18 protein-coding genes, 1 pseudogene and 1 riboswitch are annotated in these 18,554 nt (G+C 40.8%); of the genes and pseudogenes, 18 read left to right on the top strand and 1 reads right to left on the bottom strand.

What is annotated here, in order from left to right:
• Positions 1-87 precede the first annotated feature (87 nt).
• From ACTHRG_RS17995 to add, 4 genes are all read left to right on the top strand, one after another.
• On the top strand, positions 88-852 hold the full coding sequence (locus ACTHRG_RS17995) for an NUDIX domain-containing protein (RefSeq protein ID WP_440231714.1): 765 nt from the start codon (positions 88-90) through the stop codon (positions 850-852).
• A 30-nt stretch (positions 853-882) separates the two neighbouring features.
• Positions 883-1,578, top strand: coding sequence for a nicotinamide riboside transporter PnuC (gene pnuC / locus ACTHRG_RS17990; protein ID WP_076255976.1), 696 nt, complete (start codon positions 883-885; stop codon positions 1,576-1,578).
• On the top strand, positions 1,579-2,601 hold the full coding sequence (nadR, locus tag ACTHRG_RS17985; protein ID WP_076255977.1) for a multifunctional transcriptional regulator/nicotinamide-nucleotide adenylyltransferase/ribosylnicotinamide kinase NadR: 1,023 nt from the start codon (positions 1,579-1,581) through the stop codon (positions 2,599-2,601). It abuts the gene before it with no gap.
• Positions 2,602-2,645: 44 nt separating this feature from the next.
• Positions 2,646-2,745: riboswitch (purine riboswitch) on the top strand.
• A 53-nt stretch (positions 2,746-2,798) separates the two neighbouring features.
• The gene (gene add / locus ACTHRG_RS17980; RefSeq protein ID WP_076255979.1) at positions 2,799-3,800 is read left to right on the top strand and encodes an adenosine deaminase; all 1,002 of its coding nucleotides are present in this window, start codon (positions 2,799-2,801) and stop codon (positions 3,798-3,800) included.
• Positions 3,801-3,888: 88 nt separating this feature from the next.
• Here the strand turns inward: add and ACTHRG_RS17975 are convergent, their stop codons facing one another.
• A complete protein-coding gene (locus ACTHRG_RS17975) occupies positions 3,889-4,392 on the bottom strand; it encodes a GNAT family N-acetyltransferase (protein ID WP_076255981.1) in 504 nt (167 codons plus the stop codon).
• 218 nt (positions 4,393-4,610) lie between these two features.
• On the opposite strand from ACTHRG_RS17975, the gene ACTHRG_RS17970 reads away from it, so the two are divergent.
• The 14 genes and pseudogenes from ACTHRG_RS17970 to ACTHRG_RS17905 all read left to right on the top strand — a co-directional run bounded on the left by ACTHRG_RS17970 (position 4,611) and on the right by ACTHRG_RS17905 (position 18,146).
• On the top strand, positions 4,611-5,141 hold the full coding sequence (locus ACTHRG_RS17970; RefSeq protein WP_076255982.1) for a cell wall hydrolase: 531 nt from the start codon (positions 4,611-4,613) through the stop codon (positions 5,139-5,141).
• 126 nt (positions 5,142-5,267) lie between these two features.
• Positions 5,268-5,741, top strand: a complete 474-nt coding sequence (locus ACTHRG_RS17965; RefSeq protein WP_076255984.1) for an AraC family transcriptional regulator — start codon at positions 5,268-5,270, stop codon at positions 5,739-5,741.
• 261 nt (positions 5,742-6,002) lie between these two features.
• Positions 6,003-6,410: a hypothetical protein gene (locus ACTHRG_RS17960; RefSeq protein ID WP_286147554.1), complete on the top strand. Its 408-nt coding sequence runs from the start codon at positions 6,003-6,005 to the stop codon at positions 6,408-6,410.
• A gap of 12 nt (positions 6,411-6,422) precedes the next feature.
• Positions 6,423-6,665 (top strand): annotated as a pseudogene (locus ACTHRG_RS17955) (cell wall hydrolase); the annotation flags it as partial.
• Between the two features lie 258 nt (positions 6,666-6,923).
• A complete protein-coding gene (locus tag ACTHRG_RS17950; protein WP_076255986.1) occupies positions 6,924-8,078 on the top strand; it encodes an iron-containing alcohol dehydrogenase in 1,155 nt (384 codons plus the stop codon).
• Positions 8,079-8,309: 231 nt separating this feature from the next.
• Positions 8,310-9,053 (top strand): SDR family NAD(P)-dependent oxidoreductase, encoded by a 744-nt coding sequence (locus ACTHRG_RS17945; RefSeq protein WP_076255988.1) that lies wholly within the window; start codon positions 8,310-8,312, stop codon positions 9,051-9,053.
• Between the two features lie 54 nt (positions 9,054-9,107).
• Positions 9,108-9,833 (top strand): GntR family transcriptional regulator, encoded by a 726-nt coding sequence (locus ACTHRG_RS17940; protein WP_286147647.1) that lies wholly within the window; start codon positions 9,108-9,110, stop codon positions 9,831-9,833.
• A gap of 91 nt (positions 9,834-9,924) precedes the next feature.
• Complete coding sequence (locus ACTHRG_RS17935; RefSeq protein WP_076255993.1) at positions 9,925-11,367, top strand: FAD-binding oxidoreductase; 1,443 nt, start codon at positions 9,925-9,927, stop codon at positions 11,365-11,367.
• A gap of 37 nt (positions 11,368-11,404) precedes the next feature.
• Entirely contained in the window at positions 11,405-12,442 is a 1,038-nt protein-coding gene (locus ACTHRG_RS17930) for a zinc-dependent alcohol dehydrogenase (protein WP_076255996.1), read from the top strand.
• Positions 12,439-13,953, top strand: a complete 1,515-nt coding sequence (gene xylB, locus ACTHRG_RS17925; protein WP_076255998.1) for a xylulokinase — start codon at positions 12,439-12,441, stop codon at positions 13,951-13,953. The genes ACTHRG_RS17930 and xylB overlap by 4 nt, the downstream gene beginning before the upstream one ends.
• 76 nt (positions 13,954-14,029) lie before the next feature.
• Positions 14,030-15,379, top strand: a complete 1,350-nt coding sequence (locus ACTHRG_RS17920) for an ABC transporter substrate-binding protein (RefSeq protein ID WP_076256000.1) — start codon at positions 14,030-14,032, stop codon at positions 15,377-15,379.
• Between the two features lie 311 nt (positions 15,380-15,690).
• The gene (locus ACTHRG_RS17915) at positions 15,691-16,410 is read left to right on the top strand and encodes a carbohydrate ABC transporter permease (protein ID WP_440231711.1); all 720 of its coding nucleotides are present in this window, start codon (positions 15,691-15,693) and stop codon (positions 16,408-16,410) included.
• Positions 16,407-17,237 carry a carbohydrate ABC transporter permease gene (locus ACTHRG_RS17910; protein WP_076256002.1) on the top strand — a complete coding sequence of 277 codons (831 nt, stop codon included), beginning with the start codon at positions 16,407-16,409 and terminating at the stop codon, positions 17,235-17,237. The genes ACTHRG_RS17915 and ACTHRG_RS17910 overlap by 4 nt, the downstream gene beginning before the upstream one ends.
• Positions 17,238-17,348: 111 nt before the next feature.
• Entirely contained in the window at positions 17,349-18,146 is a 798-nt protein-coding gene (locus ACTHRG_RS17905; protein ID WP_076256004.1) for an SDR family NAD(P)-dependent oxidoreductase, read from the top strand.
• The last annotated feature ends 408 nt before the right edge of the window (positions 18,147-18,554 follow it).

The raw sequence follows: 18,554 nt of genomic DNA, 5'->3' as shown, positions 1-18,554 counted from the left end.
AAAAACTATCTTGACTAAAAGCAAATTATGGAATATATTTTATTTAACAATTAACAAAATGTTAATTAAAAGAGGAGTGAACCGAATTTGAAGAATCAATTTATTACACCAGACGGTTATACAAGTGATATTGCGGTTTTTACAATCACATCTGAACAAATTGGAGAGTATAAGCCTCCAAAAAAAGAGCTGAAAATCATGCTGATTAAAAGAAGTGAGCTGGACCATGAAAGAAATCCAAATATGGAAGCAGGGAAGTGGGCGCTGCCTGGTGGGTTTGTCCGTCCCGAAGAGACAGCATTTCAGGCGGCAGAGCGAAGGTTAGCGGAGGAAACCGGAGTGGCAGGGCTGAAAATAAAGCATTTTGGTGTCTATGATTCTCCAGGCCGTGATCTGCGGGGATGGATTATTTCTAATGCACATTATGTTATCGCAAATGAAGTGGCATTAAGTAGCCGGAAAAAGACTTATGATGCTTCTGAAATTGGGCTGTTTACACTTGAGGAAGCCGTTGAACTTGATCTTGCATTTGATCATCAGACCATTATCGGAGATGCGCTTTGGTTTATTAAAAAGGATATGGCGCTAACAACACTGGCCAAACATTTTCTTCCTGAGGAATTTGTGCTTTCTGAACTGCAGGGTGTCTTATTAACCGTATTGGATGATCCTTCAATCTCGACTGATGCTGCCTTTTTCAGAAAAGCACCGACACTTCCTTTTATTGAAGCTGTGTCGGAAAACGGAAAGCCTAAGAAATCAAATCGTTATTCCAAGACGCCGGCTCAACTTTATCGTTTTAATGACTTTCAGCCCATTGTGTCAGTGTATAGGAATAAACTGAAGGGATAAAAACCAAGTCATTTATAGGGAGAGATTTATATGGGGATTTTTAAGAACTGGACTCGGTTTGAAATAGTATGGCTGATCACGTTTACATTGGTTAATATTTATCTTTTCTTTGCCTGGTCGGATTCATTGCTTGGCCTGATCTCATCCATAACCGGGATGTTATGTGTGGTGCTGGTGGCGAAGGGAAAGATTGCAAACTATTACTTTGGCATTGTACAGACCTTAACCTACGCTTATATTGCTTACGGCTATGGTCTTTATGGTGAAGCCATGCTCAATGCCCTGTTTTATTTTCCGGTTCAATTTATCGGTATTTACCTTTGGAAGCAGCATAAAACCAATCAGGATGTTAAAGGAGAAGATGTGAAAGTTAAAAGTCTGACAAAAAAGGGCTGGCTCTATACTTTAATATCTATTGTCACCCTTACAATTGGATATGGGTTTTTCCTTAGATATTTAGAGGGTAATTTTGTCTGGACGGACTCAGCTACAAACGTTCTTTCTATAACTGCGCAAATACTGATGCTGAAGAGATTTGCAGAGCAATGGCTCCTATGGATCTCTGTTAATGTATTATCCATTATCCTTTGGGCGGGTGCTCTCATCACACAGGGCGGCAATGACTTTTCGATGTTAGTCATGTGGACTGCTTTCCTGGTCAACAGTATTTATGGTTATATCAACTGGCGGAAACTATATGTGAAACAGAATAAGGAGGGGTTTTAAATGACAGTCGGGTTTATTGGAGGCAAGTTTCTTCCCCTGCATCTTGGCCATGTCTATGCCATCGTTCAGGCCTCATCCATCGTTGACGAACTGTACGTTGTGCTGTCCCATAGCGAACTGCGTGACAGGCAATTGTGCGAGCATTCTAAAATGGCTTATATTCCGCCACATATCCGTTTGCGCTGGCTCAGTCAATTAACTAAAGATATGCCGCATGTGAAGATCATTTCCATAAAAGACGATCAGGGGGATGAAAATTACAATTGGGCAGAAGGTGCCAGGGATATAAAAAAGGCAATTGGAAGACGCATTGATTATGTATTTAGTTCAGAGTTTGAATATAACGATATTTTTAATGAACTTTATCCAGAGGCCAAACACGAATTGATTGATCCCAATCGGGGACATGTGAATATTTCGGCAACAGCAATCCGCAATGAAGGCGTATTCCATTATTGGGAATACATCCCTGACTTTGTTAAACCTTATTTCGTTAAAAAGGTTGTAGTGGTAGGAACCGAAAGCTGCGGGAAATCTGCCCTGACAAGAAATCTTGCTAAAATCTACAACACTTCCTATGTTGAGGAATATGGCCGAACCGTATGTGAAGAATTAGGCGGCTGCGAAGGGATTATGGTTAAGGAGGATTACCATAAAATTGCGTACGGCCATAAGCTTGAAGAAATCAAGGCGATTGAAAAAGCAAACAAAGTTGTTTTTATCGATACGGAGGCAATTGTGACTCAATTCTATTCCAACCTTTACAACCATGAACATCAAGCAGTATTGGATGAAATTGCGAGCCTGCAGGGTTATGACCTGTGGCTATACCTGGAACCTGATGTAAAATGGGTGGATGATGGACTGCGGGTTCATGGAGAGAATGAGGTAAGACTCCAAAACAACGAGGCTTTAAAAACATTGCTGAAAAAGCATAATATTGATTATAAAATCTTGAGCGGTGATTACAAGGAACGGCTTCAGAGTGCAATAGGGCATATTGAAGAGCTGTTGAAAATTTAGAGAGTGATTGACAAAAAATTTAAAATTAATTATCCTTTTAAAAAACCTAATGAAATACTTTCATTCGTATAACTCCAATAATATGGTTTGGAGGTCTCTACCAGGAACCAATAATTCCTGATTACGAAGAAGATACAAGTACTGTATTTTCTTCGTAATCAGGAATTTTTTTTGTCAAAAATTTAGGAGGTCCAGCTATGAATTTTACTATTATGCCTAAAATTGAACTTCACTGCCATTTGGACGGGAGTGTCAGACCAGAAACCATTATTGATATCGCGAAGAGAGAAGGCATCATTCTGCCTTCTTTTGATAAAGAAAAAATCAAAGAAGAACTAATCGCCCCATTAGATTGCGAGTCCCTGGATGAATATTTAAAAAGATTCTCCATTCCTAACTTGGTCATGCAGTCAATAGAAAATTTAAAAAGAATATCCTTTGAGCTTTTTGAAGATGCAGCAAAGGAAAATGTGAAATACATGGAGGTCCGCTTTGCCCCTTTGCTTCATACGCGAAAGGGATTATCCGTAGAAGAAATCATCCAAAATGTGATTGAAGGGATGAGAGAAGCAGAAGAAGAATTTGATATTAAAGGAAATATCATTTTGTCATGCATGAGAACGATGAGTGTGGAAAGTGCATATGAGGTCGTTGAAAAGGGAAAGGCATTCCTGGGAAGAGGGGTTGTCGCCATTGATTTATGTGCTTCCGAGGAGAAAGGTTTCTGCGGAAAATTCATTGAACCAATAGCGTTGGCAAGAGAATATGGCTATAGAGTCACCATCCACGCCGGAGAAACGGGAATCGGTAACAATGTGCTGGAGGCTGTTGAATGGTTGGGAGCTGAAAGAATCGGACACGGTGTATTCATTAAAGACTGTGAAGAAGCATATAAGCTTGTTAAGGAAAAACAGGTTGTGCTTGAAATGTGCCCAACCAGCAATGTCCAAACCAAAGCGGTCAACCAATTTAGCGAACACCCCATTTCCGACTTCCATCGGAATGGAATAAAAGTAACGGTTAATACGGACAACAGAACGGTATCAGATACAACAATGGCAAAGGAATGTGATATTGTTTCCAAGGAATTTGCTATGAGTGCTGAGGATTATAAACAAATTTATATGAATAGTGTAGAAGCAGCTTTTGCAGATGAGGAGATAAAGGAAAAACTGATGGAATATTTAATGGATATTTAAGGTAGTAAAGAAGGTGGCTACCCCGGCTTAATTTTTAATAAGTTGGGGGAGACACCTTTTTTAAGGATAGAAAAAATACTCCAAGAACTTATTTTTCGGATGCAAATAATTTAAGCTCTTCCTTATCCAAGATAATCGTCCCTTCATATTTCATACCGATTTTTTCAAGCAGTCTGGAGGAAGCATGATTGTCTAAGGAAGTGATGGCCAGGATCCGTTCCATATCCAGCTGATCATGACCATATTTCAATGTAGCAGAAGCTGACTCGAACCCATAACCTTGCGTTTGATATCTGGATAAAAAAGCAAAACCAATATCAACATTGTCTAAAGTATCTCGTTTTATCAATCCGCACATGCCAATAGGAGAGCTTCTTTCTTTTCGCTCAACGAGAAAAAGGCCATAGCCAAATTGAGAATACATTTTCATGGGTCCGGTCACAATATAATTCTTAGCATCGTCAAGAGTATGTACACTTTTATCGCCAATATAACGAATCCATGCAGGTTCATTTAAAAGTTCGAGAATGAATGCTGCATCATCTGGTGTTAACCAGCGAAGAATTAATCTGTCAGTTTCAAGTACTTTCAATTATTTTAACACCTCAATCAATTTCCAGGCTGTTAACCTTATTTTTTAAAGCATGCTATAACAAATATACATCTAAAAATAATAATGGAGCAAATTGAATTTTCATATTTCTTTACTGGTAATTCTCCCATTGATTCACTAATGAGTTCTCCCTGTAAACCTGTTAGCCTTGTAAGTGGCCTGTTTTTGCCTAAAAACTTCAAACAGGAGGTTTACAAATGAAAAATTTAGTAACGTTTGTTGCTGCCATTTCACTCATTATGGGTTCATATAGCATGTTTCCTGCTGACCATTTCGATGCTGAGACAGTGGATCAGAAAGCTGCAGAAACACTAACATATAAAAAAGTTGAGGTTGACGTGAAAGAGTCATCATCAACAGATTATCGTTTCATCAAAGAGGAAGAAAAAAAGCTGCTTGCCCGTCTTGTGCAGGCTGAAGCAGAAGGGGAGCCGTTTGAAGGAAAAGTAGCGGTAGCTGACGTGGTTCTGAATCGTGTCGAGCACGAACAATTCCCGGATACAGTCAAAGATGTTATTTATCAGAAGAATGCTTTTGAACCTGTTCAAAATGGTTCAATCAATGAACCGGCAAGTAATGAAGCAGTCCAGGCCGTTGAGACAGCTCTTATTGATAAGGAGCAAAACGAAGAGTTCCTATATTTTTATAACCCTGAGACAGCCACAAGCCAGTGGATTTTCTCACGTGAAGTTGTGAAAAAAATCGGCAACCATGCATTTGCTATATAAAGGCGCGTACAGCATAAAAAGCTGCGCGCTTTTTTTGTTGGAAAAAAATGAAATTGGAGAAGGAATATAAAGAAAGATAGCGAAAATGATTCAAGATAAATACTTCCAACAAGGGAGATGATTAAGATGGAGATCATTGTAAAGAAATTACCTGAAACAGAAGTAGCGTATATCAGGCGTACCGGAAGTTATTTTGAGCCGCAGGATCATTGGGGAAGATTGATTGGCTGGGCAAGCACACATGGATTATATCCTCCGCAGGAATCTTTCATTGGCATATCACTTGATAATCCTGATCTGGTGGAGAGCAAGGATTGCCGCCACGATGCCTGTGTTACCATTCCTGAAGGATTTGATAAAGAGGAGAATCAGGAAATAAGGTTTAAAAAAATTGATGCCGGGGATTATGCTCTCTATCCATTCTATGATACCCCTGATAAATTGCATAATGCCTATCAGTACATGTTTGGAGAATGGCTGCCAAATAGCGGATATGACCCGGATTACGATAGACATAACCTTGAATTTAATCTGAATAATCCTGCTGAAGATACAGAAGGGAAATGCAGAGTTGACTTATATGTACCGCTGAGAACATAAACTAGCTAATGAATTTACTGAATTGTCCCCTGATAACTTAACAGTTAGAAGGTTTATGAAATTTTTTCCTGTATTCCTAACTGCAGCCGCATGGATCCCCAGTGTCTTAAAATGGGGGAAAGGCTTTTTTGTCTTACTCCCCACCTCATTTTCCTCTATCTATTATTAAATCCATTACATCCGTTCCACAACTAGTTTATAATAAAAATGATGTCTGTATGAGATAATTTCAACTCTAAAGACACAAAGATGTTTAAGAAGGTGAACAAAATCAACATCATCGAAACACGGGTGAGAAGCTTCATTGAAGATATTCAGCACCCGACGCAAAAGAAGAAGTTAAACATAAATGATTTGGAATTTAAGCTGCGCAAATTGCAGGATGATTATTATGAAATGGACGGTTATTCACTGTTTTATGAAGCCATTCAATCATTGCAGGATGAAGAGCAGCTGACACCTATACAAAATCATCAATATTTCTGGGTGAACGTGAAAGCCCACAACGACAAATGGGATCGCCTGGAGATGATGAAGTTAAGTGATCGGTTCGACTTTTCGTTTTATGAACGGCACTCTGAATGGCAGCCGAAAGAGGAATGGAGCCGGATCAAGAATTTTTATGCTTTTCACCAATCCAGCGGCGAACGGGAAATCGTTTCACTTTAGGAAAGAAGCCTGGAGCTGTTTGAAGGAAAAGTAGCGGTTGCTGACGTGGTTCTGAATCGTGTCGAGTACGAACAATTCCCGGATACAGTCAAAGATGTTATTTATCAGAAGAATGCTTTTGAACCTGTTCAAAATGGTTCCTTTAACGAACAGGCAAGTAATGAAGCAGTTCAGGCCGTAGAGACAGCCACAAGCCAGTGGATTTTCTCACGTGAAGTTGTGAAAAAAATCGGCAACCATGCATTTGCTATTTAAAAGCGCGTACAGCTTAAAAGCTGCGTGCTTTTTTTGTTGGGAAAAAATGATGCTACAGAAGGAAATTAAAGAAAGATGGCGAAAATTTCTTTAGAAACATTCTTTTTAAATTCGCAGGTGAAAACACCAGTATGCTCTATCTCTTGTTAGTTATTTATTATTGTGATGCTTTTGAATATATAAATAGGGGACCATGGGGCCTCTTAGCGTCCTAAACCAGGAGAACAATACCTGTGGCCCATAAAGGGAGCGGTTGATATGTCTGAAAAAATTACTTTTCCTCGGGTTAGCTTTACTGGATGGGATTCGCTAACTCACCTTGTCGACCAGGTGAATAGCTTAAAGGTCAATAAGATTCTTATCATTACGGATCCATTAATTCACAAGATTGGTTTGACAAATGAAGTGGTCTCTCCTCTAATTAATGCAGGTTATTCCCCTGAAATTTATACGGATATTGTTCCTGAGCCTCCTCTTTCCGTTGGAGAAAAACTAGTTTCCTATACTCGTGATAACCAATTTGATATGGTTATCGGTTTTGGCGGCGGCAGTGCGCTGGATTTGACGAAACTGGTAGGTGTATTGGCTGGAAACGAGGGCAAGGTGGAGGATTATCTAAACTTAACAGGAACAAAAAAAATAACGAAAAAAGGTCTCCCAAAAATCTTAATTCCTACAACTTCAGGAACTGGATCTGAGGTGACTAATATTTCTGTGTTATCTCTGGAGACTACGAAAGATGTTGTAACCCATGATTATTTACTGCCGGATGTTTCGATTGTCGATCCTGCTTTAACGGTGTCTTTGCCAGCAAAGGTCACTGCAGCTACAGGGGTTGATGCTCTTACTCATGCGATTGAAGCTTATGTTTCTAAAAACGCAAGTCCAGTTTCGGATGCGCTGGCGCTGCAGGCTATCATGCTAATAAGCCGATCGATTCGTACCGCAGTAGAGAATGGTGAAGATAGGCAGGCCCGTACCGATATGAGCTATGGGAGTTATTTGGCAGGTATGGCATTTTTCAATGCAGGAGTGGCGGGTGTTCATGCATTAGCTTATCCGCTAGGCGGTCAATTTCATATTGCCCATGGGAATGCAAATGCGGTATTACTCCCATATGTAATGGGCTATATTCGACAGAGCTGTGAAAAGCGAATGAAGGATATATACGAGGCAATGGGTTTTAGTTCTATGAAATTATCCCAAGTTGAGGCATCTCTCAAATGTGTAGAGGAGCTCGAACGCTTGGTTAAGGATGTAAATATACCTCACGCACTAAGGAGCTTTAATATCCCTGAGGAGGCACTTGATGTATTAACAAATGATGCTATTAAACAAAAACGTCTGTTAGCCCGCAGTCCGATGTCATTGGAAAAAGAGGATATTTATAAAATTTATAAGATGGCATGGTAACACTGCTTAACACCCGAAGTTTGTCAATTTTCCTAGATTGACCTGGAATAACATATGTAAAAAGTAGCCGGCTTCCTAATGAAGCCGGTCTTTTAATGCCGATTTTACAAAATTTTCAATATTTAAGACTAAATAATTTATTAGATTTTTAGAAAATAGGTTGAATTTTCAGAATTATGGTATTATTATATGTATAGTTGTATATACAATAATTAAAGGAGGAGGGGACGGATGAAGTTATTAGGAAGGGTTGCCATCGTAACAGGCGGTGCAAAAGGAATAGGAAAATCCGTTTGCGAGCTATTCGCTGAAGAAGGAGCTGCAGTCGTTGTTGCGGATTTTGATGTTGCAAAAGGTCAAATGGCTGCAGATGAACTTGCTGATAAAGGGCATAAAGCTGCGTTTATAAAAGTGGACGTCACCAAGGAAGAGTCTGTTAAGTGTCTAGTCAAAGCAGCAGTAGATACTTTTGGGAAGCTTGATATTATGATTGCAAATGCCGGTATTGCAGAAACCATTCCTATACATAATCTTTCTCTCGAAACCTGGAATCGCAGCATTGATGTTAATTTGACCGGTGTATTTTTAACCAACAAATATGCCATCGAACAAATGCTGCTTCAAGGATACGGGGTCATTGTAAATACAGCATCCATGCTTGGCCATATTGGCAGGAATGAGGTCACTTCCTATACCGCTTCAAAAGGCGGGGTGGCCAATTTAACTAGAACCTTGGGAGTAACGTATGCAAGTAAAGGGATACGAGTAAATGCCGTTTGTCCAGGTTACATTAACACCGACTTAATACGAAACAAATCTCCTGAAGCGATGGAGGAGCTTATCCGATTACATCCAATTGGCCGCTTAGGTCAACCGGTGGAGATAGCCAAAGCTATCATATTTTTAGCAAGTGATGATTCTTCTTTTGTTTGTGGAGCAAATTTAATGGTGGATGGTGGATTTACTGCTCAGTAAGAAGTGATTACACCTGACAAAAACCAAAATGAAAGGATTTACGATGTGGAAAAAATGAAAACCTTTGCTAAAACTCAAATGCCAATTTATATTCAAATATCACAGGACATTCGAAGCCAAATCGTCAGCGGCCATTATAAACAGGATGAAAAAATCCCAACCGAGGATGAAATTGTCGTCAGGTATGGTGTCTCTCGTATGACAGCCAGAAATGCTGTAACCGAGTTAGTGAATGATGGGTTAGTTTACCGCGTTCAAGGTAAAGGAGCGTTTGTTGGAAATGTAAAATTAAAGCGCAGCCTAAATAAAATTACTGGGTTTCATCAGGATATGCTCGAAATTGGCCTTCACCCCAGATCAAAACTATTAGAATTCCAAAAAAGACCCCCAACAGATAAAGAGTGCCAAAAGTTAGCCATCCGGAAAATAAACAGAGTCTTCTCCATCAAGCGGATCAGGTACATTGATGATATTCCTTATGGGTTTCAAGAGTTAGTCATACCTGAATATCTGGTTCCGGATTTAGCCTCAGTGGATCTAGAACATCAATCGTTTTACTCCTACTTAGAAAATATCAACAAGCCCATTAAAAAAGCTGAACAACATATGGAAGCTGTCATGAATGAACAGGTAGCAAACACGCTGGGTATATCAGATAGTATTCCCTACTTCTCTTTTGAAAGAATTTCCTACCTTCATGATGGAAATCCAGTTGAGCTTTTACACTCCTATTTTCGGGGAGATAAATTCTCCTATACTATCAGTCTTTCCAGTGAATAATCCAGTTAATAATAGAATTATATTTTTCGGGAAAGCGACGGTAAATCCGTCGAACCAATACAAAAAGGTGAATAGAAAGGGGAACTTTATTTTGAACTTAAAAGGGTATGCTCGGGAGATGTTCCGATCAGAACTTGAGGATGCAGCAGGTCCGGAAAATGTAGTAGATGTGGTGAATGATGCCCAAAAGGATTTGGCGATTGACCAATATTGGCTGACCTATATGTGGAAACAAAAGAATGAAGAACTGCCGATGCCTTGCTTTATCGTAAGGCCGGAAACGACCGAAGAAGTCTCAAAGGTGATGAGAATCTGTAACACCTATAAGGTGCCGGTTGTCCCAAGAGGTGGAGGATCAGGAACCCAGGGCGGCGCAGCCACTATGTATGGAGGAATCGTGCTTGATGTCACTCGGATGGACAAAATTATCGACATAGACGAAGAGTCGTTAGTTTTAACGGCGCAGCCGGGAATCAATGGACGTGTCCTGGAAAATAAACTTAATAAACATGGATTCATGCTTGCCCATTACCCATCCTCTGTGGATATGGCTACATTAGGAGGGTATCTTGCCGCACGAGGTTCTGGGGTCATGTCCACTAAATATGGTAAAGCGGAGGACATGGTTCTGTCTGTGGAAGTTGTCCTGCCAGATGGAAAAGTAGTTGAAACCCTGCCTGTTCCCAATCATGCCTCCGGGCCGGGCTTGCTGCAGCTATTTGTTGGTTCAGAAGGGACACTTGGGGTGATTACGAAGATACGCATCCGCTTGGATCCATTACCGGAAGCACGATTATTCCGAATGATTAAATTCAATGAAATCCACGATGGAATTGAAGCAGGACGGCAAATCATGATTAACCGATTAAACCCTGCCGTCATCCGGCTGTATGATCCAGGCTCCACAAAAAAATCGTTAAAGGGAACCGGAATGGATGCAGACGGTGTCAATATGGTACTCATGGTGGATGGATTTAAAGGCATCGCTAATGAACAGATGAAAAAGGTGTTGGAAATCTGCCTCGAAAATGGAGGGACTGATTTAGGGGAAGAGCCGGGATTATACTGGTGGAATACCCGTTATGATTTCTACCGCCCACCGCTTCAGCCGTCATATCCGCTTTTATATGGAACAGTAGAAACCATCACGACCTATGACAAAATCCACAAGCTTTACGATGAGAAAAAACAGCTGGTGGAAGAAAAGTATAAGGAATACAACGCAGAATATATGGCTCATTTTTCTCATTGGTATCCATGGGGAACGATGATTTATGACCGATTCTATATTGCCAAGCCTCCAGAAGACTCTAGGGAATTATTCCGGTTGCATAACCAAATTTGGGCGGATTGTTCACGGGTCAATCTAGAAAATGGAGCACTATTAAATGAGCATCATGGAATAGGCTTTAAGCTTGGATATCTCATGCCGGAGCTTTATGGCGATATGTTTGATGTTTTATTAAATATTAAAAAAGGCATCGACCCTAAAGGGATCATGAACCCAGGGAAGTTAGGGTTTGGCATTTGGTAAACTAGTTGATTAATAGTTTAGTAGAAGGAGTGGAGTTATGAAAGCCTTATGCTATGTTGGCCCTAATGAATTAGCCGTTAAAGAACGAAACATACCTGAAATCGGGCCGGGGGAAGTATTGATTAAAGTAAACTATGCAGGGATTTGCGGGACCGATATGCTTGCCTATCACGGCGGGATGACTAAACGGACAAAGCCTTCTGTCATTTTAGGCCATGAATTTTCTGGAACTGTTTACGAAGCTGGAGCTTCTTCCAGCTTTCAAAAAGGGGACAGAGTAACGGTTGAGCCGATTACCTCCTGCAGCGAATGCGACAGCTGCCAAAGAGGAGATTATAACCTTTGCACGATTGCTTTTAACCTAATTGGCATTGACAGCGATGGGGCATTTGCCGAATATATTAAAGTTCCGGAGTCCAAGGTTTACCGGCTGGGAGATACCATTTCGATGCAGGACGGAGCCTTAATCGAACCGCTTGCGGTGTGTGTCCATGCCGTGGAAAAAGGAAAAATAGCAGCCGGCCAAACGGTATTAGTGGTTGGCGGCGGTCCAATTGGAATTATTACCGCACTGACCGCTCAACAGAGAGGGGCAAAAGTACTCATCTCAGAAATAAGTCCGTATCGAATTCAGGTTGCCAATCAATTGGGGTTTGAGGTGTTGAACCCAACAAAAGAGAATTTCTTTGAACAAATTAATGAAATAACCCATGGCCGGGGTGTGGATGTTTCCATCGAAGCAACAGGTACCAACAATGGGATGGTTGCTTGTATTGAAGCCGCCCGCACAAAGGGAATCGTTGTGATAACCGGTCTTCCTAAGAAGAATGCCGATTTTGATGTGTATCGCATTATCGCAAAAGAATTGCAGCTTGTCGGAACAAGGGTCTATATGAAAGAAGATTATGATCAAGCCATTGAATTGCTTTCGTCCGGGGGGCTGGATCTGAGCAGCCTCATTAGCAAGGTAGTCCCGCTAGATGTTGCAATTCAGCAAGGGTTTGAAGCGATTGACAACGGCGAGAATGTTATTAAGATTCTCATTTCAATTTCAGATGAGGATGGGAAGGTATGAGTGAACAATACGTTTTAGGAATTGACCATGGCTCAGGCGGATGTAAGGTCACCTGTCTTAAGTCTGATGGAACCATTTTTTCAGAAGCTTATGTCCCATATCCCTCTCTTTATCCCCATCCTAAGTGGGTGGAACAGGAACCTGAAACGTGGATCAAGGCGGCCTTTGAGGCGATATCCAAAGCAACGGAGAAATTAGGCCCGTATAGAAGGAAGAATATTAAGGCGCTTAGCTTTACTGCCCCACATCATGTGGCGGTTTTACTTGATAAGGATCGTCAGGTAATCCGTCCGGCCATTATGTGGAATGACCAGCGTTCCGGGGAACAGTCCCGACAACTGAGAGAGCTATATGGAAAGAAAATATTTGAACTTACTTATAATGCACCAAATCCGACCTGGACGCTCAGCCATCTTTTATGGCTGAAACAGCATGAGCCCGAACAGTATGGAAAGATCGATAAAATCCTCTTTATGAAGGATTATGTCCGTTTCCGTTTTTCCAGCCAGATGGCCACAGATTATATCGAGGCTGAAGGCACGCTTTTATATGATATTGAAAAACAGGAATGGTCAGAATTTTTACTTTCACTAGTTGACTTAAATGAAAGCGCATTCCCATCGGTTTTATCGCCTATTGATGAATGTGGAACCATTTCGCCTAATATCGCTAAATTGCTTGGGCTTTCGGAACAGACAAGAATCATTGTCGGCACGGCGGATACCGCTGCTGAAGTTTATGGATGCGGCACCATCAAGGATGGTGATGGTGTTGTCAAGCTGGCAACAGCCGGAAACTTTTGTCTGGTTACTGATACGGTTAACAAGAATGAAAAACTAACTACTTATCATCATCTTGTCGATAACTTATTCTACCAAAATAGCGCGACCAATTTTGCTGCCGCTTCGTTCCGTTGGTTTAAAGAAAGCTTTTTTCAAGAGTTTGAGGAAATCATGAAGGCTCCATCGATTTATCCTGAGATTATGAAACAAGTTGAATTAATCAAGCCGGGGTCTGAGGGGTTAATTTTTCACCCTTATTTAAATGGCGAGCGATCTCCGCATTGGGATCCATACTTAAGAGGAAGCTTTTTTGGCTGTACAGCCCGCCATTCCAGAAGCCATTTTGCAAGAGCTGTCTTGGAAGGAGTTGGTTTTTCTCTGAAGGATTGCAGTTTGCAATTTCCTAATAAACACTTGAAAAAATTACGGATTATTGGGGGAGGAAGTAAAGGTAGGGAATGGGTGCAGATTATTGCTGATATCTTAAACGTGGAATTAGAGGTTCCGTCCAGCAGTGATGCTTCCTTTGGAGCTGCCTTGGTTGCCGCCACAGGAATTGGCTGGTTTGCTGATTTAAAAGAAGCCGCTCAGGCTACTGAAAGTGTGATATATAGCCTGGTGCCTAACGAGAAAAATATAGGAGGGTATGAGGAGTTATTTTCCATTTACCAAGAATTACATTCACAGACCTATAAATTGTCACACAGACTCTCACAATTTAGTTCCTAGATATTTCGGGAGAGAGGTTGTAATATTAGGAATTCGCCTTTACACAGGCATTCTATATAAAGGGAGTGGAAAATTGATGAGGAAAAAATGGTTTCTTTTGTTCTTAGTAAGTAGTTTAGTAGCGGGGATCCTTTCAGGGTGTTTAGGCAGCTCGGCGAAGCCAACGGAAACAAAAACGGAAACAGGGAAGGAAGGCAACACCATCATTCGGATTGCTTCCGTAGAAACAGGACCAGAAACAATGGAAGTTCTGCAAAAAGCAGGGGAAGAGTACGGGGAGGAATTTGGCGTCAAAGTGGAAGTGGAAGCAGTTCCATTAGCGGATATTTTTACAAAAATAAATGCAAGCTACGGAACTTCAGCCCAATATAGCGCGTTTTTGACCGGTTTCATTGGACATATATCAATCCTAGAGGAACAAGGAAAGTTAGCTGAAGTGGACGATATCATTGAAAACCTTGGCGGTAAGGAAGACTTCTACAACGGGCATATCTTATTCCCGATTAAAGGGAAAACGTACTGGATTCCATATGATTATAACTTAGCATATGGATACGTTCGAACAGACTGGTTACAGGAAAAGGGATTAACCGTTCCAAAAACATGGGACGAATTTGTTAACGTTGCGAAAGCATTAACGGATAAAGAGAATAATAAATACGGTTTGATTATGCCATTATCCTCCGATGGGGCGACAAATTGGATTACAAGCAGCTTATTGTGGGCCAATAACGTCCGAATTTTTGATGACAATTGGAAGGTCATTCTTGATTCAGATGAAATGAAGCCAAGGGTGGTTGAATCTCTTAACCTATTGAAGGAACTTCACCCGTACATGCCGGCAGAGGCGACAAGCGCTTCCTATGCCGAAATGACAGAAGCCTTTATTTCTGAGCAGGTAGGCATGACTTTTTACTCCGGAAGATTGGTTGATATTTTGGAAACGAAAAATCCAAACTTAGCAGATAAATTTGAAGTGTTTGGGATCCCGATGAAGAATGGTAACGGTGTAGCTGCTTCACTAGGCTATGATTCCATGGCAGTCTTGAAGACGGATCATACAGATGAAACGAAGAATTTTGTGGAATGGTTCTATAAAGAAAAGCTGAATGATTTCTTGCACACCGATGGAGTTCATTACTTCCCGGCTCAAGAGTCTATTTATAACAGTGAAGAATGGCGTTCCGATCCAATTATTACAAAGTATTGGGAAACAGGCGTGGAGCCGCAATATGATATTTTGAAAAATGCGGAACTGCACTCCATCGATTCAGATGGACCTGAAACGGATGCACGTCCAGGTAAAGTATTTGAAGCATTCTTAATTCCAAAGTTATTCCAAAAAGTCACGTTAAATAACGAGGACCCTGAAAAGGCTGTAGAAGAAATTGCAGATGAGATTAGAAAGTTAGTTGGAGAGAAATAGAGTTTAAGTCAGGCAGATTCTCTAAATCTGCCTGACTCCTCTATGAATAGGAGGCGATTAAGATCGAAAGGAAGCTTTCAAAACGAGATATTCCCCTGGTACTCCTTTTTTTGATACCCGGCCTACTAATATTCACTTTCGTGATTATTATCCCTACGGGTTTTGCCATTAGCTATAGTCTTTACGAAGCCTCCAGCTTTGTAGGAATTCCAACGTTTGTTGGTTTGGAGAATTATCTGAATCTCTTGCAGGATACAAGGTTTTGGAGAGATCTATGGCAAACATTAGTCTATGCACTTGGTTCGATATTTTTGCAAATAATTATTGGTATTTTAATTGCCTTAATCCTTAATCAGCAATTTAAGGGAAGGGATTTTGTCAGAGGGGTTTCTGTTGTCCCTTATATCATTCCAGTCATTGTCGTCACTATGGGCTGGGAATGGATTCTTGATACGAACTTTGGGATTATCAACAAAATATTGGCATCCGTGGGGTTAAGTAATATTAATTTCCTATCTATAGATCTTGCTATGCTCACTTCCATCCTTTTATCTGTATGGACATGGACTCCCTTTGTCACTCTTGTTTTCCTATCAGGCTTACAGACGATATCGCATGATTTGTATGAGAGTGCGACACTGGACGGGGCCAACAGCTGGCAGCAATTTTGGAGAATTACGATTCCTATGATGAAAGACTTGTTAATTACGATTGTTCTTCTTCGCGGACTTTGGATGTTTAATAAGTTTGACTTGGTGTGGCTGTTGACGGGCGGCGGTCCGCTTGAAAAAACAGAAACTTTGCCAATCTATATTTATTTAAATACATTCAAGCTTAATGAAGTGGGCTATGGAGCAACGGTGGCAGTCTCTTCCGCTGTTTTCATGATGGTGATTATGTATGTGTACTTAAAGATTACTAACTATTCACCAGAGAAAAAGCGTATGAAAAAGAGCAAAGCGGCGGGGAACAAGGAGCAAGTGTCCTCTCCAAGTCAAGGAATCTCTATTAAAGGAGATGGCAGCCTATGAAAAGAAGTATACGGTCTCAGGCCACAATCTATATCCTGGCGGCTTTTGTATTTGTCTATTCGTTTTTTCCAATCTATTGGATTACGATCTCACCATTACGCGGGGTAAAAGGTTTTTTTGAAGATAGCACCTCTTTATTGCCTACATCATTTGATTTAACCTTCTTCATTAATATTTGGAATGAGACAAATTTCCCATTGTATTACAAGAATAGTTTCATTGTAGCAGCTGCTACGACGGTAGTTACGGTTATTTTTTCAAGTCTCATAGCCTATGTGCTGACTCGTTTTCAGTTTCGCGGAAAAAATTTTCTGTTAAACGGTATGTTAATCGGCTACATGCTGCCGCCGATGTTATTAGCGATTCCACTTTTAGGGATGTTTATTTCCTTTGGTATTGAGGATTCGTTGTTTGGGTTAACGATTTCCCATATCGCGATGACGTTGCCGTTTGGAGTATGGATGCTTAATAGCTTTTTCAAGACGATCCCATTTGAGCTGGAGGAAAGTGCCTGGATGGATGGAGCAAGCCGATTTCAGGCATTGTATCGTGTGATTTTGCCTTTGCTTATTCCTGGGGTCATCAGTGTAGGGGTCTTTTCGTTCATTGTATCCTTTACGGACTATACGTTTGGGCTTATGGTGGTTTCTTCGGAAGTGAATAAAACGATTCCTATCGGGTTAGCGGGAATTAAAGAATCGACATCCCTTCAGCGCGGAGAATTGCTCGCGGGTGCAGCGATGATTATTGTTCCAATGGTCATCCTATTTTCCTTTGTTACTAGATACTTTATTAAAGGGCTGACTGCAGGGGCAGTGAAGGGTTAAACCAGGGAGACGGCTCTACAGGATTTTTTTGTAGAACAATGAAGACAATGGGGACGGTTTCCTGGGCCTAGGTCGGAAGAGCGTCCCCGTGGCAGTTGGGAGATGACGGCTATGTTTGAATTGGATGTTAAAGAGCGAAACGTTGTTGTTACGGGCGGAAGCAGCGGAATTGGGTTAGCTATTTGTCAGGCATTTTTACAAAAAGGAGCGAACGTGAGTAATTGGGATATTCAACAAACGGATGCAGTAAAGCAATTGCTGGCAGAATACCCTTCTAGTTTTCAGTATCTCGAAGTGGATGTTATTGAAGAAAGTGCAATCTTAAAAGCGGTGGGCAACACGTGGGGAACGGTCGATGTTCTGATCAACAATGCAGGCATTATTAGTAAATCAAAGCTTGAGAATATTTGTGTGGAAGGTTGGAATCGGATCTATGATATTAATGTCCGGGGCACAATGCTGGTGACAAAAAATCTTTTAAGGAAATTGAAGGTATCAGGGAGAGGGCGGGTCATTAATCTTTCTTCTATGACTGCAAAAGTTGGATTGGAGACTTACAGTCTTTATTCCTCTACGAAGGCAGCTGTTTCTAATTTGACAAAGGTGTGGGCGCTGGAATTGGCCAAAGATGGTATAACCGTTAATGCTTTATGTCCCGGATGGGCTGACACAGCAATGAAGGAGAAGCTTGTTCAAGGGATTGCCGGGATTCATGATATTTCTTTTGAAGAGGCGGAGGAGCTTATTTTGGGACATGTTCCGCAAAAAAGGTTTATTCAAACCGAAGAAATAGCTTTCAGTTGTCTCTTTCTAGCCAGTACACTGGCACAGGGAATCAGTGGGCAGGAGCTATTTATTGATACTGGGTTAACGAACTTGTTTAAACCAGGGGTGCATGTAGCTAATTAATAAGGCAGTCCTGTCACCAGATGATTTATTCCTGTTCCAAATCTGGGTTTTCACATGTAGCTTGTCAATGAAAACTTACCAATTATGGATAGAAGTTAATGAATTAAAATACATGTTAGAGATATTACAGAGAATGCAGTTCTTGTATTAAAGCACACAATCTGAGAGGAATAGGTTATGAATTTAATTGTCGAGATTATTAGGCAAAAGCTGCCTATTGAGAATTCACCAGAAATGTCTTTCATGTCGTTAGCTAACCAAGGTGCATGCCCTCTGTTAACTTTATACGTTAACAGAGGGCATGCACCTTTTTAGAACCAGACATTAATAAATCCAATTACCATCCCTTCCGCAACTAGTTTATAATAAAATTGACCAATCTAATGGGAAAACTCTATCCCGATTACT

The organism is Cytobacillus sp. SAFR-174 (assembly GCF_051964675.1).
Taxonomy (GTDB): domain Bacteria; phylum Bacillota; class Bacilli; order Bacillales; family Cytobacillaceae; genus Cytobacillus.
The sequence above is the reverse complement of the archived record's forward strand: the minus strand, read 5'-3'. Positions and strand labels throughout refer to the sequence as shown.